The organism is Vitiosangium sp. GDMCC 1.1324 (assembly GCF_003044305.1).
Taxonomy (GTDB): domain Bacteria; phylum Myxococcota; class Myxococcia; order Myxococcales; family Myxococcaceae; genus Archangium.
This window is the reverse complement of sequence record NZ_PZOX01000002.1, coordinates 12,425-32,754: the sequence shown is the minus strand read 5'-3', so window position 1 is coordinate 32,754 and position 20,330 is coordinate 12,425. Positions and strand designations below refer to the sequence as shown.

The window sequence follows — 20,330 nt, the reverse complement described above, 5'->3', positions numbered from 1 at the left end:
TTCCTGAAGGTGCGCATCGGAGCGAGGTGGACGGCGGAGAACGTCTGGCTGCCCGTTCGCTCGGCGGGGGAGCATATCCTGGATGGGGCGCGAGCCGTCCGGCGTTGGGAGGGACTGAGTTCCCCATGAGCGACGAGAACCCGAGGGAGACGCGGGCCCAGGTCTGTCACCGGTGCCTGATGCGGCTCGACACGAGTGCCGGCGGCGTGGAGCTGCCCCGCCGCATCCGGGACACGCTCGCCGGGCAGGGGTGTGCCGGGCATGTCCGCGTGAGTCTCACCGGATGCCTGGGCTGGTGCCCCGTGGGGCGGGTGAGTGTTCTGCTCGTGACCGAGGGCGAGGTCTCGGAGGTGGTGCTGATCGACCCGGCGAGGGATGGCGCGGAGCTGCTCGCGCACCTTCCGTGCCCATCCTCGGAAGCGCCGTAATCGGGTTGTCCAGGGGTTTTCTCCTCCCAAGGAATTGGGTGCGTCGGGCCGAGAACTTTCTTTCGCGGGAATCGCTTGAAAGTGAAAGAAACCACTCGTACCCAGGGAGGTGAATCCTGGCTGGGGGCTCGAGCGTCATTAGCTTGGGCTACTAGCTGACCCAACGTCTGGGCAGCAGGGGCCGGCAGGAGGGCGTGTGGACGGGAACCATTCAGGCATCGAGGGCGATTCCACTTCTCGGATGGGCAGCGGGGCTCAACCGCCGCAGCTCTCTCCGTCCGAGTCCGAAGCGCCCACCAGCGTCCAGTCCGCTCTGCGTGAAGTGCGTCCGGATGACCTGGACGCCATCTTCGACGGCGCGCTCTTCGGCCCGCCGGCCCTGAAGACCGCCGCCGGGGAGGGCGTCACCGGGGCGCAGGCCGCCGCGCCCGTGCCCGTGGGCGCCATGGATTGGTACATGGAGCGGGACTCGCAGCCCGCGGGCCCGTTCCGTCTGGAGCGGCTGCGCGAGCTGTGGCACCAGGGCGGGTTCGAGCCCGACACCCTCTTCTGGTGTGAGGCGTGGCCCTCGTGGAGGCCGCTGTCGCGCGTTCCCGAGCTCGTGGCCGCGATGACCATCTCGGGGCTGCCCACGGTGGCCGCGGACGCGAGCCTCGCCGTGTCTTCGGCCCGCGCGAAGGAGTCTGGTTCCGAGAAGAAGGTCGTCTCGGCGCTGCACTCGCTCGTCGCGGAGGAGGAGGGGTGGCTGCGCAAGCAGCAGGAGGAGAAGGAGCAGGTGCGGGAGGAGCGCTCCGCGTTGCTCGAGGCTCCGAGCGCTCCCGCGCCGGTGGCTCCGCCCATGGTGGCTCCTCCGGTGCCGATGGCCGTGGTGCCAGCGCCGGTTCCTCCTCAGATGGATGTGCCGGCCGTGCCGTATCCACAGTTGCCCATGGCTCCGCCTGTCGCTCACCCCATGCTGGCGCCGGCTCCGCTCCAGGCGTCCGAGCCTCCGCGGCGTGGGAGGACGTTCCTGGCCGGGGCGCTCATCGGCTCGGCGGCCGTGGGCGTCTTGGCGGGAGCGCTGTTCCTGTTGCCCCAGGCGCTTCGCTCTCCCGAGCAGGCGCGGCCTGTCCTGGCCTCCGAGGAGGCCGCGCCGCGGCTCGTCCCGGTGGAGCCCCAGGCCGCCGCTCCCGCTCCCGTGGCCGCGGTGGCTCCGGTGGTGCAGCCTCCTCCAGCGCCCGTGGTGCAGCCCGCGGCGCGCCCGCCTCAGCCCGAGGCCGTCGCGTCGAAGGCCATCCCCGCTTCGCCGCAGCCCGAGAAGCCGAAGCCCGTCGTCGTGGCCGCGGTGGCTCCCATGGAGCAGAAGGAGGCCGCCAGCCGGCATGTGTCCGCGCCCGCCTCGGAGGAGCGCATCGCGCGTGCCGCCGAGTCGACCCTGCAGCGCCGCCAGCAGCCGCCGCCCGCGCCCGTGGCTCCTGCCAGCACGGAGGTGCGCAAGGCGCCGCCGGAGGAGAAGCGGGCCGATGATCCCACCAACTTCGATGACTCGCTCGACAAGGAGTTCGAGAAGGAGCTCGGCTTTTCGAAGGGCCAGCCTCAGTTCAAGGCGGAGGACCCGCGCTCCAAGCGCAGCGTCTACATCCCGCCCGAGCCCGGGAAGGATCTGCCCGAGCACCTGTCCACGTCGGCCATCCTGCAGGTGGTGAGCGCGCACAAGGACGCCATCCTCTCCTGCATCGAGACGCACGAGCCGCCGAAGACGTCGGACTCTGGCAAGGATCGCTTCGTGGTGCGCTGGCGCGTGCTGCCGACGGGCACCGCCACCGAGGTCCTCCTGGAGACCGAGTCCCTCAAGGGCACGGCGTTCGCGCGGTGCATCGAGGGCCAGGTGCGCTCGTGGAAGTTCCCGGAGCACCGGACGCAGAGCCGCGAGCCCGTCCGTTTCCCGTTCACGTATTGAGCGGGAGCGGGTTCAGCGCGCGGCCAGCCGGGCGGCCTTGAGCAGTGCCTCCGCCATGGGGACGCTGCTCGCCTTGCCGGTGCCGGCCAGGCTGTACGCCGTGCCGTGGTCCGGCGACGTCCGAGGCACCGGCAGCCCGAGCGTCACGTTCACCGTGCGCTCGAAGTCCAGCGCCTTGGCGGGGATGAGGCCCTGGTCGTGGTACATGGCCAGCACCACGTCGTAAGGGAAGCGCTCCACCTGGGCGAACAGTCCGTCCGCCGCGAGCGGCCCGTGCGCGTCCACCCGCAGCCGGCGCGCGCGCTTGACGGCTGGGGTGAGGACCTCCACCTCCTCGCGTCCCAGCAGCCCGCCCTCGCCCGCGTGCGGGTTGAAGCTCAGCACTCCAATGCGGGGCGTGCGGCCCACCACCGGCTTCAGGCTTCGCGACAGGAGCTGGAGTTGGCCGACGAGCCGCTCCACCGTCAGCATCCGCGAGACGTCCGCCAGCGGTACGTGGTTTGTCGCCAGCGCGACGCGCACCCGCGGGCCGTCCATGAGCATCAGCACCTCGCGGCCGAACGCCTCCGCCAGCACCTCCGTGTGTCCCATGAAGGGAATGCCCGCCCGCGAAATCTGCTCCTTCGACACGGGCGCCGTGCACAGCGCGTCCACCCTGCCGGCTCGAGCCGCCTCGATGGCCGCCTCGATGTAGCGGTACTGGGCGCGGCCTCCCGCGCGGCCGGGCTTGCCCGGGACGCGGTCCTTCTCCGCCAGCTCCGTCACCACGCAGACGGTGGGCTCGGTGGGCCGCTTCAGCGTGTCCGGCGTGGCGCGGGCGTACTTCTTGAACTGGGAAAAGCGCGCCAGCGTCGGCCCGTCTCCGAAGACGACGGGCAGCAACGACCGGCGCACCTTGGGTTGGGAGAGGGCCTCCGCCGTGACTTCCGGGCCAATCCCGGAGACGTCTCCCAGTGAGATGCCTACGACGGGACGCTCGTTCACGCGTCTTCCCTCTCCCTTTGCCTCAGATTTTGACTTCGATGGACGCCTTCTGACGGAGCTCCTGAACGTACTGCTCCACGTACTTCTCCGTCTTCTGCATCTTCAGCCGGTTCTCCAGCTCGCCCTTCACCTGGTCGAACGGAGGCACGTCCACCGCGCGCTTCTCCTCCACCTTCAGCACGTGCCAGCCGAACTGCGTGCGCACCGGCTCGCTCACCTCGCCCTCCTTGAGCGTGAAGGCCACCTTCTCGAACGCCGGCACCATCACCCCGCGCCGGAAGAAGCCCAGGTCTCCTCCGTCCGAGGCGCTCGGGCCCTCGCTCTTCTTCTTCGCCAGCTCCGCGAAGTCCACGCCCGGCTTGCGCGCCTCCTCGGCCAGCGCCAGCGCCTTCTTGCGCGCCGCCTCCACCTGCTCCGGCTTCGCCTTCGGGTCCACCTGCACCAGGATGTGCCGCGCGTGCACCTCCGCGTCACCCGACTCCATCTTGGTGTACTGGGTGTAGGCCGACTTCAGGTCCTCCTCCGACACCTTCACCTTCGGGGTCACCTTGAGCTGCACCAGCTTCATGCGCGACATCTGCTTGCGCAGGAAGTCCTTGTAGCTGGCGATGGTGAAGCCCTCGCCCGCCAGCAGCCGCTCGAACTGGGCGTCGTCCGTGGCGTTGTTCTGCCGCTTCACGTCCGCCACCGCCGCGTCCACCTCGGCGTCCGTCACCGACAGGCCCAGCTCCTTGATCTGCTCCTCCATCAGCTTCTCGCCGATGAGGTTGTCCAGGGCCCCCTTGAGCAGCCGCGCGCGCTCCTCGGAGCGCTTCTGCGGATCTTGCACCGCCCCGTTCAGCCGGGACAGCTCCGGCGCCGCGCGCTTCTCCACCTCGGACAGCGCGATGATGTCGCGGTTCACCACCGCCGCCACCCGGTCCACCTGCTCGGCCCGCGCCACCGCGCCGCTCAGCAGGAGCGCCGCCACCATCGTCCCAATCAGCTTCTTCATAGGCTCCTCTTTCCGTGCCCGTATCCCGGGGGACGGCTCATTCTTCCTTGGCCGCGGGCTGTGTCATCGGCTTGCCGCGGATGGCCTGTAGCGTGGCCTCGTTCACCCACACCTTCGCCTTCGCGCGCAGCTCCTGCTCGTACTTCGCCTGGGCCTCCGCCCGCCGCTGCTCCAGCAGTTTCGTCTCCACCTGGTCGCGGACATCCGCGAACTCCAGCTTGCGGCCCGTCTTCTTCTCCAGCACCCGGAACAGGTGGTAGCCGTACTCCGTTTCCACCACGTCCGACACCTGGCCCACGCCCATGGAGAACACCACCTGGTCGAAGGCCGGCGGCATCTGCCCACGCGGGAAGAAGCCCAGGTCTCCTCCCACCTTGGCGTCCGCGCTCAGCGAATACTTGCGCGCCAGGTCCGCGAACTTCTTGCCCGACTTGAGCTGCGCCTGCACCCGCCGGGCGTCGTCCATCCCCTTCACCACGATTTGCGCGGCGCGCACCTGCTCGGGCTCGGAGAACTCCGCCTCGTGCGCGGTGTAGTAGGCGCGCAGCTCCTCCTCCGTCAGCCCCACGCGCGGGTACACCTCGCTGGCGAAGAGCTTCTCGATGGTGAGCCGCGAGGCCTCGCGTGCCTTGAGCTCCGCCATGGACAGCTGCCCCTGGGCGAGCACTTCGTTGAAGTTGCCCGAAGGATAGTCACTCGACAGCCGCAGCACGCCCCGGTCCACCTCCTCGGGAGTCACCGTCACGTTGCGCGTCCGGGCCTCCTGCAGCAGCACCATGCGGGAGATGAGCGTGTCGAGCAGCGCCCGCTTGTACGGCTCCACCTCTTCCGGGGTGTGCTGGGCGGATTCGGTAGACGAGGAGGCGAGCTCACGCCCCAGCTCCTGCTCGAAGTCCGCGCGGGCGAGCACCTCGCCATTCACGGTGGCCACCACGTTGGCGTCCGGCTCCTCCTTGTTCTTCTGGGGGCAGCCGGCCAGCCCCAGGGCGAGCGCGAAGGTGGCGAGCAGCGGTGTGGCGCGTGCGAAGGCCTGTCGCATGAAGGGGCTCCTCTCGGTCACGGTTGCTCCACGGCGGCGGAAGGGAAGGGGGCGGGGATGGTGCCGGGCGGTGGGCCGCTCGGGGGCTGCATGGGGGTGCTCATGTCCACGTGCACCCGCGCGAGCGTCGCGGCGTCCACCGTGAAGCCGGCGCGGTGCTCCAGTCCGGAGAGCAGCTCCGCCCAGGCCTTCGTGCGCTTCTCCTGGGAGAGGCGGCCGGAGATCTGCTGGCGCACGTCCTCGAGCCCCTGGTTCAACGCGGGCTGGTGGCCGGTGAGCTGGAGCACGTGCAGCCCCGCGTCCGTCTGCACCACGCCGCTGAGCGTGCCCGGGCCGCCGGTCACCAGCGAGCGCGCGGCCTCGGCCACCTCGGGCCCGAAGTCCTGCGCGAGCACCTCGAGCGAGCGGTAGCGCAGGTCTCCGTCCAGGGGCTGCGTGCGGGGCTCCTCGCTGTGGGCGCGGGCCAGCCGTCCAAAGGCGGCGAAGTCCTTGGCGGGCAGGGCCTTCGCCTCGGCGAGCACCTTCTCCGCCTTCGTGCGAGCCGCCGCCACGCGGGCTGCATCCGCCCGGGGCGCCGCGAGGAAGACGTGCGAGAGCCGCACCTGCTCCGGCCGCACGTAGTCCTCCTCGTGGCTCTTGTAGTAGGCGGCCACCTCCGCGTCGGTAACGGGAGGCTGGGCCTCGTCGAGCTGCGAGCGCATCAGCCGGGACACCAGGGCGCGTTTGGTGCTGGCCATCACCTCGGGGTCGTTCTGCAGCCCGCGCGCGAGCGCCTCCTGCACCAGCAGCTCGAAGCGGGCCAGGCCCTCCACGTACTCGCGCTTCTGCTCCAGCGTCTGGTAGCGCTCGCGCAGCGCGGGGCTCATCTCCTCCAGGCGCCGGTGCAGCTCCTCGGCCGTCACCCGGTCGTCCTTCCAGGAGGCCACGGGCGTCCCCCCGGACTCCCGCGCATGACGGAAATCCACCACGGCGTGGCCCGGCGCGGGGCCGCGCTCGCAGCCCGAGAGGGCCAACAGGGCGAGGGCGAGGAGACGGGGAGTGGAGGACATGGAGAGTGCGGGCCCGTGGGGTAGCACGCCAGGGGGGAGCGGACAACCCAACGGCCCCGGGGCATCAAGCCCGGGTTGCGTGCGCGGACAGGAACGCCTCCACCAGCGGGAAGATTTCGTCCGGTGCCCGACGCCCGAGCACCAGGTCGGCATGGCCGTAGTCCTCGGCGAAGCCATGCCCCCGCCCGGCTACCATCAGCTTGACCGGCCCGCCGAGGTACTCCTGCGCCCGTGCCACGGCGAGCGGGGGGGCGAGCAGATCCTTGCTCCCCGCCAGGAGCATGACGGGCAGCTTCACCCCGGCCAGGGGCTTGCGGTAGCAGGTGCCGTCCACCATGCAGAAGGAGTCCGTGGCAATCCAGTGGGCGAACTGGCGCACCACGCCGCCGTAGATGTCCGCGGGCACGTTGGCCAGGGCCTTGCGCACCACGTCCCCGTCCATGTTGGAGTCCAGCATCATGTAGCGGCTGAGCGGCCCCGGCGGCGCGCCGAACAGGGCGATGCCAGTGATGCGCCGGGTGGGAATCATCTTCAGCCGCAGCATCGGTTCAATCTTCTGGATGAAGCGCTTGAGGCCCGGCTGCACCGCGAAGGTGAAGGGGCTGCCCATGGCCACGGCGGCCCGGATGGGGGCTTGCGGGTTTCGCGCCAGATGGCCGTAGAGGGTGAGGCCTCCCTTGGAATGCCCCACCCAGAGCACTTCCTTGGCCCCCGTGGAGAGCACGGTTCGCAGGGCGCTGCGCACGTCGTACTCGGCCTGGTCATCGAAGGAGGCGTCGCCACACGGGCCCGCCAGACCCCGGCCGCGCAGCTCCATCACCCACGTCTCGAAGCCTGCCCGGGCCAGGTAGCGCGTGAGGCTGTAGCGCTCGTCGAAGTCCATGTGGAACCGGTTGGCGCCCAGCCCGTGGCAGAGGATGACCGGCTCGGCGTACCGGCGCTCTCCCCGAGGGTGGTAGCGCCCCAGCGAGATGGCCGCCCCGTCGTCCGTGGGCACCCGGTACAACTCGTCCGGCTTGAAGGGCAGGGTGAGCAACCCCTCTCCGTCCCGGTTCACCGCCCGCGAGAAGAGGTCCGCCATCCGCGTCAGCCTGGGCCCGTTTCGATTCGTCACAGCTGGAATGTAATGCCCTCCCGGGTAGGTGCTGTGTTGAAAATCCCACGAACCCACATGTCGGCAGAACGGTTGCAAGTCTCCCCCCTCGTTCAAGCCCGGGAGGCTGGTGGATGCGGCAGAAGCCGACTCTTGCGGAAAGGTTGTCCTCGATTGATGTCGCCCTCGTTCCCTCGGATACCCTCCTGCATGCCCTGGGAGTGATGGAGCGCTACCGTGTCTGGCTGCTGCCGGTGGTGGGAGAGGCGGGATGCCTGGTGGGGCTCATCACCCGCTCCCATGTCCTGGGGGCCTGGAAGGTGGACCCTCTGCTGCCCGTGTCCCTGGTGATGATGGCGTGCGGAAGTTGAGACAGCCCGCCGGGCGGGCGGGCGCGGGGGTGCGCTATGCTGCCGCCCGCCGTGTCGGACGCCTGGACCGTCTACATGGTGCGCTGCCGGGACGGGACGCTCTACACCGGCGCCACCAACAACCTCGACCGCCGCCTGGCCACCCACAACCGGGGCCGAGGCGCCGCCTACACCCGCGCCCGCCTGCCGGTGACGCTCGTCTGGAGCGAGCCGGCGGCCGATCGCAGCGCCGCCCTGCGCCGTGAGGCGGCCCTCAAGCGTCTCTCACGAATTGAGAAACTTCGCCTTGTCCGACGGGTGCAGCGCTGACCCAGGCTGGGTTTCGTGTGACCTCGTTTTATGACACTGTTGGGGACAGAACTCTCCAATCCGTTGAAATTGGCGGGGGGATCGGCACCCACATGACGCAGCAGCAGTACGAGGGAAAGCCCCTGGACGGCCAGGTGGTGAAGCCACAGGGCGAGGTGTTGGCGTTGCAGGACGAGCAGCGCCTCCTCTACATGCTGGCCCTCACGTGTCTGCCGCTCTGGGTGGTGGACTCGTTGTCGGTGGGGAGGCCGACGTGGGACACGTTGGCGCTGCGAGTGGGGTGGGCGGGGCTGACGGCGGGGATGGGGTGGTCGCTGGCGTGGATGGGGCCCGAGCGCCGCAGGCTGATGAGGACGATCGCCGGGGGAGTGCTGCCCAACGTCTTCCTGGCCCTGGTGGTGCACCGGCTGGGAGGGGTGAACAACCCGCTCTTCGCCTGGTTCTGCGTGACGCCCCTGGTGACCCTGTTGGTGTCCCAGGGGAGGCTGGGGCAGATCCTGTTCAGCGCGCTGCTGCCGGTGGGGGTGGCGGGCTCGTTGATGTGGATGGAGGGGACGCCCACGGTGCAGATGGGGACGTGGCTGCTGCTGCTGCTGGGAGCCGGGGCCCTGGGAATGCAGATGAGCTTCTTCTACCAGCGGCTGCGGCTGGCGCGGACGCAGGCGGAAGACGAGCAGAAGGCGGTGAAGGAGGCGCTGGCGGCGTCGCAGGCGCGGGCGCTGCAGGCCGAGCGGCTGGCACAGGTGGGGCGGCTGGCGGCGGGCGTGGCGCACGAGGTGAAGAACCCGCTGGCGTACGTGCAGGCCAACCTGCGCTTCCTGCTGGAGGAGTGGCGGCAGCCGACGACGGGCGCGACGGACACCGAGTACACCGAGGCCCTGCACGAGACGATGCAGGGGGTGGAGCGCATCCATCAAATCGTGAAGGACCTCACGGCGCTGTCGCGGGCGGAGGAGACGGTGGAGGGGGTGGGGCGGTGTGAGCTGGCGCCGGTCATCGACGCGAGCGTGCGGCTGGCCTCCGTGCGGCTGAAGTCGCTGGTGAAGCTGTCGGTGGAGGTTCCGAAGGACACGGCGGTGCGGGCCGAGTCGAGGCGGCTGGGGCAGGTGATGCTCAACCTGCTGCTGAACGCGGCGGACGCCATCGAGGACGCGAGGGTGCAGGACGGGCGGGTGGCGGTGCGCGTGGTGGTGGAAGGGGCGCGGGTGCGGCTGATGGTGGAGGACAACGGGCCGGGCATCCCGGCCGAGCACCTGGAGCGGCTCTTCACGTCCTTCTTCACCACGAAGGCGCCGGGGAAGGGGACGGGGTTGGGGCTGGCGCTGTCGCGGCAGTACGTGGAGTCCTTCGGGGGCACGCTGGGCGCGGAGAACCGCTCCGAGGGCGGTGCGCGCTTCATCGTGGAGCTGCCGGCGGCGTAGCTCCGGAAGAGGTGTGGCTCAGAACGCCTCGCCGATGTTCAGGTAGAACTGCACGTCGGTCCCGTACGCGACATCGAGACGGATGTTCACCGGAACGTCGGGGAGGGGCGCCAGACGCAGTCCGGCTCCGCCCGCCGGCTTCAGCGAGGTGAGACGGAGGTCATCGAGGCTTCGCGCCACCGTTCCCACCGAGGCGAACGCGACCGCGCCGAGCCTCCAGAAGAGGGGGGCACGGTACTCGGCCTGGAGCGCGAGGTGCTGGCGATCGCGGAACCTCCCCTCGTAGTAGCCGCGCATGATCTCTCCGCCGCCGAGCTTGCCGGTGTCATAGAACGGCGGCTCTCCCCGGCGCAGCTCGACCAGCCCCTGCAGCGCGAGCACGTGGCCAGCCCACGGCAGCGTGAGGTAGTGCCGTCCGTCGAGCCGGAGCACGTCGGAGTCATACTGCGAGCCGAGCGCCGGCTGGGCGATGCGGAGGAAACCGCGAACCAGACTTCCCTTCCTCGGGTAGAGCGCGCTGTCCCGGGTGTCCCAGAGCGCCGACACGCCGAGCTGCACCGTCGTCCCTCCCGACGCTCCGGGGCTCCCTCCCGTCTCGAGCAGTCCGCCGGGCTCCACCTCGACGATGCGGGCGTGCTGAAGGCGGAAGCTCGGGCCGAGGTAGAAACCTCCGCCGAGGTTCCACTTCGGGCTCAGCTCGAGCTCGAGATAGATGGGCGTGTAGGGCTCCTCGTCTTGCGCGCGGGTCGCGTTGCCGACGCCGAAGAAGCTGTCCGGAAACCGGGCCACGCTCACCGTTCCGCCGAAGTGCAGGCGATCCTCGAGCACGTACCAGTCCGGTTGCAGCAAGAGCGAGAATTGCCCCTTCAGGCTCGCCACCGCGGCGAGCAGCACCTGCGACTCCTTCAGCTTCGAGCCCGGCGGAGGCTGATGCACCAGCGCCGCCGCGCTTCCCAACATCCAGCCGGTCTCGGGCTGATAGGCCGGCAGCAAGAAGGGAACGACGTTGAGCTGACCCTGTGTCGAAACGGCTTCTTCGCCGGACGCGGCCCCGCCGAGCAGGACGAAGAGCGCGGCCCACTTTTTCCATGTCATCGCGCGCCTCCGCTAGACGTGCTCGTCGAGCCAGTCGAACATCCGCTGAGCGCCCACCGAGTTCGCCGCCGTCTGGCAGTGGAGCGCCGCCGCCTCCTCCTCCCGGAACACCATCAGGTGCTTGGGGCTCTTGAGCGCGTCGTAGAGCTTCTGGGATTGACCGGGCGATGCGTCCTCCGCGGTTCCCTCCATGATCAACACCGGGCAGGTGATCTGCTCGACGATGGGCTCGTTGTTGAAGTCGGCGAGGCGGTCGAACACCCCGGAGGGCGTCTTCGCCCCGTGCTTGAACATCATGTCGTTCAGCCACCACCGCGCGGTGGGCCAGCTGCTCGCGAGTTTCAGCATCGCCGCGTCGAACTTCTCCGGCGCGTTCCGCTGCAACGCGAGCAACCCGGGGATGTGGTCGAAGTGGCCGAGCGTGGCCTCGTGCCAGTTCAGGACGCCGGGGTTGGCGATGCACACCGCGGCACGTTTCTCGAAAGCGGCGGCGCGAGGCGTGAGCGCGCCACCGAAGCTCAGCCCCATCAAGATGATCCGCTTCGGATCCACTCCGGAGATGCGCTCGGCGACGTCCACCACCGGTGAGACGGCCTTCTCCCAGTCGAAGCGGAACGGCAGCCGCTGCTCCCGCAAGGTCCTACCCTGTCCCGGCCCGTGGAAGATGAGGGTGTGGTAGCCGCGCTTGAGCGCGCCGTCGTAGACCCACTTCGTCTCCTCGGGCCACGCGTGCAGGCCCTGGTTCATCACGATGACCGGCGCCTCCGCCTTCGCGTACGGCGACCGGATGAAGTACGCGAGCAGCGACGTCCCCTCGTACGGAACCTCGATGCGCTCGGCGGGATAGCCGAGCAGCGCGTTCGAGCGCTCGAACAGCTCGATGCTCCGCTTCACCACGTTCCTCACGCGGGGGTCGTCATTGTCCGACCAGTGGATGAGCGCGGCCCGGTAGTAGTTCGCGGCGCGCGCGTAGGTCTCGCCCGCGCTGACCTTCCTCCCGGCCGCCTGGCACTTGTCCCCGACCGCTTGCAGCCGTTCCGCGCTCGCGATCCAGGCGGTGAACCAGCTCTCCTCGCTGCCGGGCCGGATGCGCTTCGTGGTCTCGAGCACCTCGCCGACATCGCTCATGCCCTGCGACGCATGGCCGAGGTACCAGAGCAGCTGGCTGTCCATCAGCGCGTCGTTGGTGAGGCGCAGGTCGTACCAGGCGTCCCCGCGCGGATGGATTCCCTCCACCCCGTCATCCCCCCCGAAAGCCCGGCCCACCGCGGCGGCCAGCGCGGCCCCACCGAAGAACAGCCCCGCGCCTCCGAGCGCCTGCCTTCGCGTCAGCCGTCCCCGGGCTTTTGCCTCGGCTCCGCGGTCCGGTGTACGCTCGCCCCTGTTTTCATCAATTGATTCAGTCATAGGTTTCAATCACGTGATTGAAACGTACGATTAACTCTCGGCCGGCGTCAAGCGACGCCGAAAAACGCGTGTGTTGACAGATGGTTGAGAAATCCAAGGAGCCCGAGTCGTCGGTCCGCGAGCGAATCCTCGAAGCCGCGATCACCTGCATCGAGCGCGATGGGTTCGAGGCGACGGGAATCCGCTCGATTGCCAAGGAAGCCGGCGTGAACAGCGCGGCGATCAACTACTACTTCCGCAGTAAGGACAACCTGCTCGCGCTCGCGTTCGAGAGCACGCTGGAGCAGGCGTTTTCACAGGTGCTCGCCGACATGGATGCGCGGCTCGGCCAGGGGCTGAGGCCGAAGGCGGCGCTGCATCAGGTGTTGGAGGTGTATTTCGAGAACGCGACCCGCTATCCGCGAATCGCGTACGCGCACTTCCGCGAGGCGCTGGTCAATCAGAACTACGACATCCCCGCGGTGCGGAAGCTGAACGAGTTCCTCGACGAGCTCTCCCGGCGGATCGCCCCCGACGTTCCCCATCTGGAGGAGCCGCGGCGGCGAATCGCCCTCTCGCAGGTGTGGTCGGCGGTGTACATGTTCGCGCTGCTGCCGGACCTGTACGCGCGGTTCTCTCCGGCCGACTTCAGCCAGAGCGAAGAGCGCCGCCGGTTCGTCGCCCAGCTCCTGGCTGGATTGTTCGGCGGCGCCTAGCGGGCCGGCGAGAGGGGGTTCAGGCGGTCGTGCTGGCCTGGGGCGGGGTGGCGGGCGGCTGTTGCTCCTGCTTCTGCTTCTTCGAGCGCGCCACCACGAAGAGGATGCCCAGGATGAAGAAGACCCCGGCGCCCGACAGGGTGCCGATGAGCTGGTAGCGCAGCAGAGACGAGGTCACCCCCTGGACGACCTTGGGCAGGTCGCACACCGTCTGCGTGCCCAGCGGCGCCGTGTTGTACCACTCGAGGAAGTGGGGCCCCGCCCACGAAGCCGCGGCCAGGCCGATGAAGGCCCCCGCCAGGATGAACGTCAGCAGTGTCTTGAGTGCGGCCATGGTCCAGGCACCTCGGTGAGGGGACGTGGGAGCGTCCTTTAGCACGCAATCTGCGCACTTGGACCGCGTCGAGGCGACAGCCGTGCTATCTGAGGGTCGTGCCGCTCCTCCCTCTTGCCGCCCTGTTCGGCGTCATCACGCTCGTGTGCGCCGCCTTCCTGCTCGTCCATGCGTTCCGCCGCAGCCTGGGGACCGGGATGATGGTGTTGCTGGTTCCCTTCTACCTGCTCGTGTACGCCTTCAGTCAGTTCGAGCACCCGCGCAAGAACCTCATCCTCGCGGGCTTCTTCGGGGGCACCGTGCTGGCCGCCGTCTTCCTCGGCCTGGGCGCCCACGCGTTAGAGCAGGTGATGATGCGCCCGCCTCCGCCTCCCATCTTCTGACCCGCCGCGACGCGCGCCCGTGTCCACCGCTCCGGACCCGACCGCCTTCAGCAGTGCCCGCTGTCCGTCGCATCAGCGGGCGGCGGTCGCCACCTGCGTGCGCTGTGGCACCTTCCTGTGCGGCGAGTGCACCGAGCTGCTCGGCGAGGCCGCGTACTGCGCCTCCTGCGTCGCCTTCGTCCGCAAGCACGGGGCGCCCTCCCTGCTCCTCAAGGCGGCGCTGGGTCTGGAGGTCATCGCCCTCGCGTCCATTCCGCTCACGATGCTCCTGCCGTTCCGGGCGCTGATCCACTTGGGGGAGGTCGTCTACGCCCTCGCCATTCTGCATCGCGTGCCGGTGCTCAATGGGCTCGCCGCCGGGCTCGGGTTCTGGTCGGCCTCCCGCGAGCGGCGCCGCCTGGTGCGCGACGGGCTCGCTCCCTCCGCGCACCCGTGGGGCCGGTGGGTTCGCGCGCTGGCCTGGGTCAACCTGGGCCACCTCCTGCTGCAACTCGCCCTGCTGGTCAGGAGCTTCCTGCACTTCTACAGCGGCATGCAGCAGCCCTGAGGCGGACGCGCCCCGCCCTCACACCCCGCGCTCGTTCGGGTCCCAGATGTACTTGTGCATCTGGAGCTGGAAGCGCACGGACAGCCGGTCCTCGATGACCCACTCAGCCAGCGCCTTCGTCGTGAGCTTGCCGAAGACGGTGGAGAACAGCAGCCCGTACGGCTTCTCCAGCAGCCGGTGCTCGGTGATGAGCCGCTTGGACCACTCGTAGTCCTCGCGGCTGCCAATGACGAACTTGAGCTCGTCGTTGGCATTCATCGTGGTGAGGTTCCGGTAGTCGTTGCGGTCGCTCTCGCCCGATGACGGCGTCTTCATGTCCACGATTTTATGGACCGCTGGAGGCACCAGCCGCACGTCGATGGCGCCGCTCGTCTCCAGCAGCACGATGAGGCCCGAGGCCAGCAGTTCCTCCATCAGCGGGTACACGCCGGGCTGCAGCAGGGGCTCGCCACCCGTCACCTCCACCCGGGGCGCGCCGAGCGCCTTTACCTGGGCTACCACCTCCGGAATCTTCATGCGCGAGCCGCCGTGGAAGGCGAACTCGCTGTCGCAGTAGGTGCAGCGCAGGTGGCAGCCGGTGAGCCGCACGAAGGAACAGAGGAGCCCCGCGTGAGAGGACTCGCCCTGGACGGAGAGGTAGATCTCCTTCACCACCACCGAGTCAGCGGTGGGAACACGACGGGGCTCGATGTGGGGGCGCGCGACGGGCATGTGGGAATCCGGGGGGCTCGCTTCAACCCCAACCGGGCAGGTGATGGCAAGGGGCAAGGCCCTTTGGACCTCAACCGCCCGGCCTCCCACGGGATTTCCAGCCGCTCGGGCGCCTCGGGAGCGGGCGGGCCCCTGGAGCGCGGGTCTCAGCCCTGGGCCTTCTCCGCCTTCACCTGGGCGATGAAGCTGTCGATGAGCTGCCGGGCGATGCTCAGGCGCGGGGGGAGGTTCGGGTGGTTGTCGGGGGTGAACCAGCCGGCCTCGGCGATCTCCTTGCCGTCCACCTGGATGTCTCCCCCGGCGTACTCGGCGGTGAAGCCCACCATGAGCGAGCGGCCGAAGGGCCACGGCTGGCTGCCGAAGTAGCGGAGGTTCTTCAGGTCCACGCCGACCTCTTCCTTCACCTCGCGCAGCACCGTCTGCTCGAGCGACTCGCCGACGTCGACGAAGCCGGCCAGGGTGCTGAAGAAGGCGCCGGGGAAGTTGGCGTTGCGCGCGAGCAGCATGGAGTCACCGCGGCGGATGAGCACGATGACCGCGGGGGAGATGCGCGGGTAGTAGGGCGTGTGGCAGACGGGGCAGCGGCGCGCGCGCTCGCCGGGGACGAGCACGGTGGGCTGACCGTCGCGCCCGCAGAAGCGGTGGGTGATGTCCCACTCGGCGATGGCGAGCGCCCGGCCGACGACGCTGAAGAGGACCTCGTCCACCAGGGTGAAGAGGCTGCGCGCGGGGACGAGCTTCATGCCGGCGGGGGGCTCGGTGCCCTTGGGGAGGGCGGTGGCGTAGCAGTCCACGCCATCGAGCGTGCCGAGGAAGACCGCCTCGGCGATGTGCGTGGACAGCTCCGCGCCGGTGGGGATGCGCACCGAGCCCTCGCGCTCGGCGACGAGGAGGTCGAGTCCCCGCGTGGCGAAGAGCAGGGCGGTGTCGCGCGAGCGCGCGGGGGCATCATGTCCGGGGATGAATCGAGGCTGGCTCACGGGTGACACCTTAGTCCGGATTATTCACCAGGGCTTGGAGAGGAGCCGCAAAGCGGCCGTGCGTCTATTGGGTTGGAAGCCAGTGGCTCGCGCGCGGCAGCTGGCACACCTCGGCCATGTCGGCCAGGTTGGCCGAGAGGAGTCGAGGTAGTGCTGCTCCATGCTCCAGCTTTGGCCCGTGCTATCCAGGCTGTCCGGATTTGTCGGGAGCACTCATTAGAGTGGGCGTCACCCATCGGAGGTGCTGATGACGTCCACGCTGCTGGCGTTGCTGCTGCTGTCGCAGGAGGAAGGACCTGACAGTCCACCCGCTGGCATGGAGCCACCGCTGTCGGGCTCCCCGGCAAGAAGTTGGCGATACCTCGCGCGCTTGGAAGCCTCCGGACTGGCGCTGCTGCTCGTCCTGGCCCTCCTGTCCAACGCCTGTGTGTCGCTGCCGCCGCCTCCCGGCCATGGGGGGAGTCTGCGCTATGCCCCGTACGAGGCCACCCGGCCCGTGGTGGCCGGAGAGCCGGGCGAGGAGTCACCGCTCGCCCTCGCCTCTTGGCCACCCTCCCCTCCTTCCTGGAGATCGTCGCGAAGCAAATGAAGGAGTACAGAATCCCAATGAACTTCATTCGCTGTGGTGGGAAATGAGCGACGGACGTGCTTGGGAGGGCAACGTGAAGGCGCGCCTGTATGCGCGGGTCCGCGAGCGAGGTTACGACTCGCTCACCGCCTTCGCCGAGGCGCGCCCCACTTCCTCGCTGGTGGAATTGGCGGACGAGCTTGGCCCTGATGACATTGCGGCAGTGCAGGTGTTCAGCGGGTTGGTCGCCGAGGCGGGGCGAAGCCGCAAGGTCACGCGTTTGGTGCGCGGGCAACTCGTGCGCGAACTGGCTGAAGCACTCCCCAACGGCTGGCCGGCCGTGCTTGACGACGCAAACCGCCTCAAGGTTGCTGTGGCGCTCGCCCATTGGGGTGCCTACACCCCAGAAACACATGAACAGCACGTCGAGCGGGCCAAGGCAGCGCTTCGCACTTCGCCGCCACCAGCCGGGTGGCGACCACTGGGACCCGACGACGAACTGCTGCTCACGCTCCTGCCTGACGAAGAGATCTGAGCTTCCCCCTGGAGAGGACCATGAGCGACGGACGTGCTTGGGAGGGCAACGTGAAGGCGCGCTTGTATGAGCGGGTCCGCGAGCGGGGGTACGACTCGCTCACTGCCTTCGCGAACGCCCGCCCTACTGCCTCCTTGGTGGAACTGGCCGATGAGCTCGGTCCGAACGACATCGCAGGGGTGCAAGTGCTGAGCGGGTTGCTCGCCGAGGCGGAGCAGCGCAAGCAGGTCACACGCTTTGTGCGTGATGTGTTCGTGCGCATGTTGTCCCAAAGTCTCCCTGATGGCTGGCCGGCCGTTATGGATGACGCCAACCGCTTCAAGGTTGCCAAGGCAATCGGCCGCTGGTCTGCCTACACCCCAGAGACGCATGAGAAGCGCGTCGAGCGGGCTAGGGCAGCGCTCCGCGCCACGCCACCACCGCCAGGTTGGCGCCCGCTGGGGCCCGACGACGAGCTACTGCTCACGCTCCTGCCGGATGAAGAAGTCTGAACCTCACCTCCGCAGCATGCCCGCGGCGCCGCGTGCGGCATGAGCCGTGCCCGGTCGCACGTCCGTTCACGGCATTCTCCAAGCGGCAGAGCGTGGGCTGGGAGGACAGGGGCGAGCTGCTGTGCGGCACCACGTCGCACGCTACCTGAAGGGCTGACTCATGGCGCAGGGTGTGGGCGTCGTTGCAGTCTTCGGAGCCCAGTGCCATCTGGTAGACGCGCTGGCGAACCTGTTCCAGCCGGGTATGCACTACGCACGAGGGGTCGCGTGCGTCGGGGATGCAGGCGGCCAGCTTGTGCGGGTGAGGCCCAGGCGCTCATCCATCTGCCTCAGCAGCAGCGCTCCGCCATCGCTGGACGTGTCCGGCGTGTCGCATGTGATGTGGACCGGAAGAGTGGGGTGGAGTAGCGGGACCCGGTCCGGCGGGGCAGGGACTCCGTGCTAGGAATGGGGGCATGCTCCGTACCTCGCTCCTGACGGCCGTGCTGTGTGTCTCCGCTGGCTGTGCCCGGGTTCCCACCGTGCCTGTCCGTTATGTGGTGAACAGCGCGGAGGCTCCCACCTTCCGCATCTCCCAGGGCAAGGGAGCCGCCACCCTGCTCACCAACGAGGAGACCGGGGCCCGCGCCGCCTCCATGGGAGTGCTCGATCTCCAGGGTGGAGCCGGCGTGCCCGAGCACATCCACGAGCACAGCGTGGAGATGCTCTATGTGGAGGAGGGGGAGGCGGAGATGACCATCGAGGGACAGACGATGCCCGTGAAGAAGGGCGATGCCGTCTACATCCCGGCGGGCATTCGCCACGCGGCCCGCATTCCCGAGGGCACCGAGTGCTTCCGCGCCGTGCAGGTGTACGTGGGCCCGGGTCCCGAGGCTCGCTTCCGCCAGGGAGAGCCGGTGAAGCCCGCTACCGCCCCGTGAAGGCGGACTAGGAGAGTGACTATGAGCCAACGGAGCACTCACAAGCGCAGAGGCAGGGATAGAGCGAATGCTGGTCGCTCCATCCCCACATTTACGCACGACGCGCCCCAAAGAGTACTTGGGGACTACGAAGCGTTTGTTCGCAAAGAATTGGAAAAAGCCAAGCTTCCCGCTCTCACATTGGCGCTTGGATTGGCTGACCTGGGTCCAACTATTATCGAGGCTGACCTCAAGTCGGAAAGGGGACCAACTCTCTTCGGACTAGCAACTGCATTGCATGTGGCTCTGAACGCCATTCCCGATGGCTACCCGCTGGTCTCGACTGAGCAGGCCCCATTCAAGACAAGCCCTAACGATGGTGTGCGTGCTGCTCTTGAAGCTCAGGGGGTCGAGCCTGATGACTTTGTGAAAGCAACTGGGTTAAATGAACGCCAGTCGGCCTTGCGCCGGTATGTGATATGGCTACTCGCCGAAAATTACATCTATCAGTCCAGTATTGTATACCGAGTTGCCAATACGCTGGTTCTGCTCGGCCTCAAGCCGTTTGGTGGCCTTGGGGTAGAGCCCAGTCACACTAACCGACTCTTCTCGAATTTCGTAGGAGTCCCGGCATATGATTACATGCTGACCCTGGTGGGGTTGTGGTCGTTCGCGCTTCAAAACCCGGCTCTTGATACGCGAACCTTTCTTCAAGATGGTCCGAAGCGTCAGGAATTGGCGCCTGCTTTCTCATCGGTGTTGGACGAGTTATCGCTCAGGTTTGATGAGTTCCGCGGCCTCGATGTGTTTCCAGTTGCGCAAGAGTATACGGGCAAGGCACGGGCTTGCGCCTTCTTCTCGCGGTGGCCGCTAATTCGTCTGAATGACCACCAATTCATCGTGGCGGCTCATCCTTTTCTGAAAATACAAGTAGCAACGAAATCAATCACAAAGGCACTGGCCCTCGCACGGGAGGATGAGGGGGGCGGGTCAACCATGTACAGTCGTTGGATGGGAGGCCGGCTGGAGTTGTTCTTCGGCGAGTTGTGCGAACTGTGGCGGCCAAGCGGTCACTTTGGCGAGTACGAATATCTTGCGAAGGGAAGCGAAAAGAGCCCAGACCGCATCATCTTCGAGCAGCATGGTTCGAAGAATGTGGCGTGCCTTTTTCAGTTGAAGCTCAAGATGCTCAGCGAGGCCACGCACTTTGGTGCGAAAGACGAGAGCATTCGGAAGGATCTTGCCTCGGCTTTCTCAGAGACCATTTACAAGACCGTAAAGTTCTTGGTTCGTGCCGAGACGGCAGTAGCAAACGGTCAACTTCGTGAAGATAATGCTGACTTGACCCGACGCATTCTCAAATGCGACCGATTCTGTCTCGTCGGCATCGTTCCAGATATGCCTTCCGTTTTTACGTTTGGCGATCTTCGGTCAATGCTGCTCACTGAGGTGAAGGCCAACCTCAACGCTAGCGAGCGCGAATGGTTCGATCGCCACTTTTCGTCCAGATGCGTGTGGCACATAATGGATCTTCATGAGTTCGAGTTCTTCCTGTCGATACCAGCGCGTGAACGGGAACTCTATAAGCGTCTTTTGGCATACTTCCGCGATGCCGATGTAAACGGACCATTCATTCGGGACGAGAAGCTTCCGACAAACTTCAGGACGTACCTCATTCGTCGCTACGGACGGCCTGCACCGGCAACTGAACGCCATCGAATAGACTCATATGTCCCAGAACTTTTCTCTATATTCGCTGGGACGATTGAAGATGTGAGTCGCTACTTCGCGCTGAAGCCACTCCCGTCCACGCAAGTTGACGCAGAGTCGACATAGGAATGCATTGGGTAGATGTATGACGCGATGCTTTAATGCTTCCCGGCTCTTTTTCTGTGACGTGGGCCTGGGCCCGGCGCTTTCGCAAGGGCGAGCCGGTGAAGCCCGCTACCGCTCCGTGAGGAGTTGGAACTGAATGAGTCCGACTTCGGGGCGGCACATGACCCGCCACCTCGAAGTGGCTGCCTGCTCTTCCCCTGCGCTCGTTACGGGTAGTAGCAG

Annotated in this window: 24 protein-coding genes; 13 read left to right on the top strand and 11 right to left on the bottom strand. The window is 67.6% G+C overall.

All coding sequences use genetic code 11. The features are described from left to right. The first annotated feature begins 125 nt into the window (after positions 1–125). The gene (locus DAT35_RS04590; RefSeq protein ID WP_108065688.1) at positions 126–428 is read left to right on the top strand and encodes a hypothetical protein; all 303 of its coding nucleotides are present in this window, start codon (positions 126–128) and stop codon (positions 426–428) included. 196 nt (positions 429–624) lie between these two features. Next, positions 625–2,367, top strand: a complete 1,743-nt coding sequence (locus tag DAT35_RS04585) for an AgmX/PglI C-terminal domain-containing protein (RefSeq protein ID WP_146209564.1) — start codon at positions 625–627, stop codon at positions 2,365–2,367. Between the two features lie 12 nt (positions 2,368–2,379). Here DAT35_RS04585 and pdxA read toward each other — a convergent pair whose 3' ends face one another. From pdxA to DAT35_RS04560, 5 genes are all read right to left on the bottom strand, one after another. Further along, entirely contained in the window at positions 2,380–3,351 is a 972-nt protein-coding gene (gene pdxA, locus DAT35_RS04580; RefSeq protein ID WP_108065686.1) for a 4-hydroxythreonine-4-phosphate dehydrogenase PdxA, read from the bottom strand. 22 nt (positions 3,352–3,373) lie between these two features. Beyond that, positions 3,374–4,369, bottom strand: coding sequence for a peptidylprolyl isomerase (locus DAT35_RS04575; RefSeq protein ID WP_255415150.1), 996 nt, complete (start codon positions 4,367–4,369; stop codon positions 3,374–3,376). 13 nt (positions 4,370–4,382) lie between these two features. Beyond that, the gene (locus DAT35_RS04570; protein WP_108066389.1) at positions 4,383–5,384 is read right to left on the bottom strand and encodes a peptidyl-prolyl cis-trans isomerase; all 1,002 of its coding nucleotides are present in this window, start codon (positions 5,382–5,384) and stop codon (positions 4,383–4,385) included. A 17-nt stretch (positions 5,385–5,401) separates the two neighbouring features. After that, complete coding sequence (locus DAT35_RS04565) at positions 5,402–6,433, bottom strand: peptidyl-prolyl cis-trans isomerase (protein WP_108065684.1); 1,032 nt, start codon at positions 6,431–6,433, stop codon at positions 5,402–5,404. 64 nt (positions 6,434–6,497) lie between these two features. Then, complete coding sequence (locus DAT35_RS04560) at positions 6,498–7,514, bottom strand: alpha/beta fold hydrolase (protein WP_108065683.1); 1,017 nt, start codon at positions 7,512–7,514, stop codon at positions 6,498–6,500. 176 nt (positions 7,515–7,690) lie between these two features. Between DAT35_RS04560 and DAT35_RS04555 the strand changes: the two genes are divergently transcribed. From DAT35_RS04555 to DAT35_RS04545, 3 genes are all read left to right on the top strand, one after another. Then, a complete protein-coding gene (locus tag DAT35_RS04555; RefSeq protein ID WP_199242812.1) occupies positions 7,691–7,897 on the top strand; it encodes a CBS domain-containing protein in 207 nt (68 codons plus the stop codon). A gap of 36 nt (positions 7,898–7,933) precedes the next feature. Next, a complete protein-coding gene (locus DAT35_RS04550) occupies positions 7,934–8,206 on the top strand; it encodes a GIY-YIG nuclease family protein (protein WP_108065681.1) in 273 nt (90 codons plus the stop codon). A 92-nt stretch (positions 8,207–8,298) separates the two neighbouring features. Then, entirely contained in the window at positions 8,299–9,627 is a 1,329-nt protein-coding gene (locus tag DAT35_RS04545) for a sensor histidine kinase (RefSeq protein WP_108065680.1), read from the top strand. 18 nt (positions 9,628–9,645) lie between these two features. Here DAT35_RS04545 and DAT35_RS04540 read toward each other — a convergent pair whose 3' ends face one another. Together DAT35_RS04540 and DAT35_RS04535 are read right to left on the bottom strand one after the other, a co-directional pair. After that, a complete protein-coding gene (locus DAT35_RS04540; protein ID WP_108065679.1) occupies positions 9,646–10,722 on the bottom strand; it encodes a BamA/TamA family outer membrane protein in 1,077 nt (358 codons plus the stop codon). Between the two features lie 12 nt (positions 10,723–10,734). After that, positions 10,735–12,129, bottom strand: a complete 1,395-nt coding sequence (locus tag DAT35_RS04535; RefSeq protein WP_108065678.1) for a S9 family peptidase — start codon at positions 12,127–12,129, stop codon at positions 10,735–10,737. 80 nt (positions 12,130–12,209) lie between these two features. On the opposite strand from DAT35_RS04535, the gene DAT35_RS04530 reads away from it, so the two are divergent. Next, positions 12,210–12,824, top strand: a complete 615-nt coding sequence (locus DAT35_RS04530) for a TetR/AcrR family transcriptional regulator (protein WP_108065677.1) — start codon at positions 12,210–12,212, stop codon at positions 12,822–12,824. A gap of 19 nt (positions 12,825–12,843) precedes the next feature. Here DAT35_RS04530 and DAT35_RS04525 read toward each other — a convergent pair whose 3' ends face one another. Beyond that, a complete protein-coding gene (locus DAT35_RS04525; protein WP_108065676.1) occupies positions 12,844–13,158 on the bottom strand; it encodes a hypothetical protein in 315 nt (104 codons plus the stop codon). A 98-nt stretch (positions 13,159–13,256) separates the two neighbouring features. On the opposite strand from DAT35_RS04525, the gene DAT35_RS04520 reads away from it, so the two are divergent. Beyond that, the gene (locus DAT35_RS04520; RefSeq protein WP_108065675.1) at positions 13,257–13,541 is read left to right on the top strand and encodes a hypothetical protein; all 285 of its coding nucleotides are present in this window, start codon (positions 13,257–13,259) and stop codon (positions 13,539–13,541) included. Between the two features lie 19 nt (positions 13,542–13,560). Next, entirely contained in the window at positions 13,561–14,088 is a 528-nt protein-coding gene (locus tag DAT35_RS04515; RefSeq protein WP_108065674.1) for a B-box zinc finger protein, read from the top strand. 18 nt (positions 14,089–14,106) lie between these two features. Here the strand turns inward: DAT35_RS04515 and DAT35_RS04510 are convergent, their stop codons facing one another. Further along, a complete protein-coding gene (locus DAT35_RS04510; RefSeq protein ID WP_108065673.1) occupies positions 14,107–14,799 on the bottom strand; it encodes a radical SAM protein in 693 nt (230 codons plus the stop codon). Positions 14,800–14,945: 146 nt separating this feature from the next. After that, positions 14,946–15,779 carry an NAD(+) diphosphatase gene (nudC, locus tag DAT35_RS04505; protein ID WP_108065672.1) on the bottom strand — a complete coding sequence of 278 codons (834 nt, stop codon included), beginning with the start codon at positions 15,777–15,779 and terminating at the stop codon, positions 14,946–14,948. A gap of 247 nt (positions 15,780–16,026) precedes the next feature. Between nudC and DAT35_RS04500 the strand changes: the two genes are divergently transcribed. The 3 genes from DAT35_RS04500 to DAT35_RS04490 are packed head-to-tail and all read left to right on the top strand — an operon-like array spanning position 16,027 to position 17,373. After that, entirely contained in the window at positions 16,027–16,368 is a 342-nt protein-coding gene (locus DAT35_RS04500) for a hypothetical protein (protein ID WP_108065671.1), read from the top strand. Between the two features lie 43 nt (positions 16,369–16,411). Then, on the top strand, positions 16,412–16,882 hold the full coding sequence (locus tag DAT35_RS04495; RefSeq protein ID WP_108065670.1) for an NUDIX hydrolase: 471 nt from the start codon (positions 16,412–16,414) through the stop codon (positions 16,880–16,882). A 20-nt stretch (positions 16,883–16,902) separates the two neighbouring features. Then, positions 16,903–17,373, top strand: coding sequence for an NUDIX hydrolase (locus DAT35_RS04490; protein WP_108065669.1), 471 nt, complete (start codon positions 16,903–16,905; stop codon positions 17,371–17,373). Here DAT35_RS04490 and DAT35_RS62295 read toward each other — a convergent pair. Continuing rightward, complete coding sequence (locus DAT35_RS62295; protein ID WP_108065668.1) at positions 17,345–17,665, bottom strand: transposase; 321 nt, start codon at positions 17,663–17,665, stop codon at positions 17,345–17,347. The two genes, DAT35_RS04490 and DAT35_RS62295, sit on opposite strands and share 29 nt — an antisense overlap. A gap of 163 nt (positions 17,666–17,828) precedes the next feature. Here DAT35_RS62295 and DAT35_RS04480 point away from each other — a divergent pair, with 163 nt between their 5' ends. Together DAT35_RS04480 and DAT35_RS04475 are read left to right on the top strand one after the other, a co-directional pair. After that, on the top strand, positions 17,829–18,293 hold the full coding sequence (locus tag DAT35_RS04480; protein WP_108065667.1) for a cupin domain-containing protein: 465 nt from the start codon (positions 17,829–17,831) through the stop codon (positions 18,291–18,293). A 21-nt stretch (positions 18,294–18,314) separates the two neighbouring features. Continuing rightward, positions 18,315–20,108, top strand: coding sequence for a hypothetical protein (locus DAT35_RS04475; RefSeq protein WP_146209563.1), 1,794 nt, complete (start codon positions 18,315–18,317; stop codon positions 20,106–20,108). Positions 20,109–20,330: the final 222 nt, after the last annotated feature.

Coding starts and splice junctions, on each gene's coding strand:
- DAT35_RS04565 (WP_108065684.1), bottom strand. CDS start 6,433: ATGTCCTCCACTCCCCGTCTCCTCGCCCTCGCCCTGTTGGCCCTCTCG.
- DAT35_RS04475 (WP_146209563.1), top strand. CDS start 18,315: ATGAGCCAACGGAGCACTCACAAGCGCAGAGGCAGGGATAGAGCGAAT.
- DAT35_RS04550 (WP_108065681.1), top strand. CDS start 7,934: ATGCTGCCGCCCGCCGTGTCGGACGCCTGGACCGTCTACATGGTGCGC.
- DAT35_RS04560 (WP_108065683.1), bottom strand. CDS start 7,514: ATGGCGGACCTCTTCTCGCGGGCGGTGAACCGGGACGGAGAGGGGTTG.
- DAT35_RS04535 (WP_108065678.1), bottom strand. CDS start 12,129: ATGACTGAATCAATTGATGAAAACAGGGGCGAGCGTACACCGGACCGC.
- DAT35_RS04570 (WP_108066389.1), bottom strand. CDS start 5,384: ATGCGACAGGCCTTCGCACGCGCCACACCGCTGCTCGCCACCTTCGCG.
- DAT35_RS04510 (WP_108065673.1), bottom strand. CDS start 14,799: ATGCCCGTCGCGCGCCCCCACATCGAGCCCCGTCGTGTTCCCACCGCT.
- DAT35_RS04545 (WP_108065680.1), top strand. CDS start 8,299: ATGACGCAGCAGCAGTACGAGGGAAAGCCCCTGGACGGCCAGGTGGTG.
- DAT35_RS04500 (WP_108065671.1), top strand. CDS start 16,027: ATGACGTCCACGCTGCTGGCGTTGCTGCTGCTGTCGCAGGAGGAAGGA.
- DAT35_RS04495 (WP_108065670.1), top strand. CDS start 16,412: ATGAGCGACGGACGTGCTTGGGAGGGCAACGTGAAGGCGCGCCTGTAT.
- DAT35_RS04540 (WP_108065679.1), bottom strand. CDS start 10,722: ATGACATGGAAAAAGTGGGCCGCGCTCTTCGTCCTGCTCGGCGGGGCC.
- DAT35_RS04530 (WP_108065677.1), top strand. CDS start 12,210: ATGGTTGAGAAATCCAAGGAGCCCGAGTCGTCGGTCCGCGAGCGAATC.
- DAT35_RS04490 (WP_108065669.1), top strand. CDS start 16,903: ATGAGCGACGGACGTGCTTGGGAGGGCAACGTGAAGGCGCGCTTGTAT.
- DAT35_RS04480 (WP_108065667.1), top strand. CDS start 17,829: ATGCTCCGTACCTCGCTCCTGACGGCCGTGCTGTGTGTCTCCGCTGGC.
- DAT35_RS04525 (WP_108065676.1), bottom strand. CDS start 13,158: ATGGCCGCACTCAAGACACTGCTGACGTTCATCCTGGCGGGGGCCTTC.
- DAT35_RS04590 (WP_108065688.1), top strand. CDS start 126: ATGAGCGACGAGAACCCGAGGGAGACGCGGGCCCAGGTCTGTCACCGG.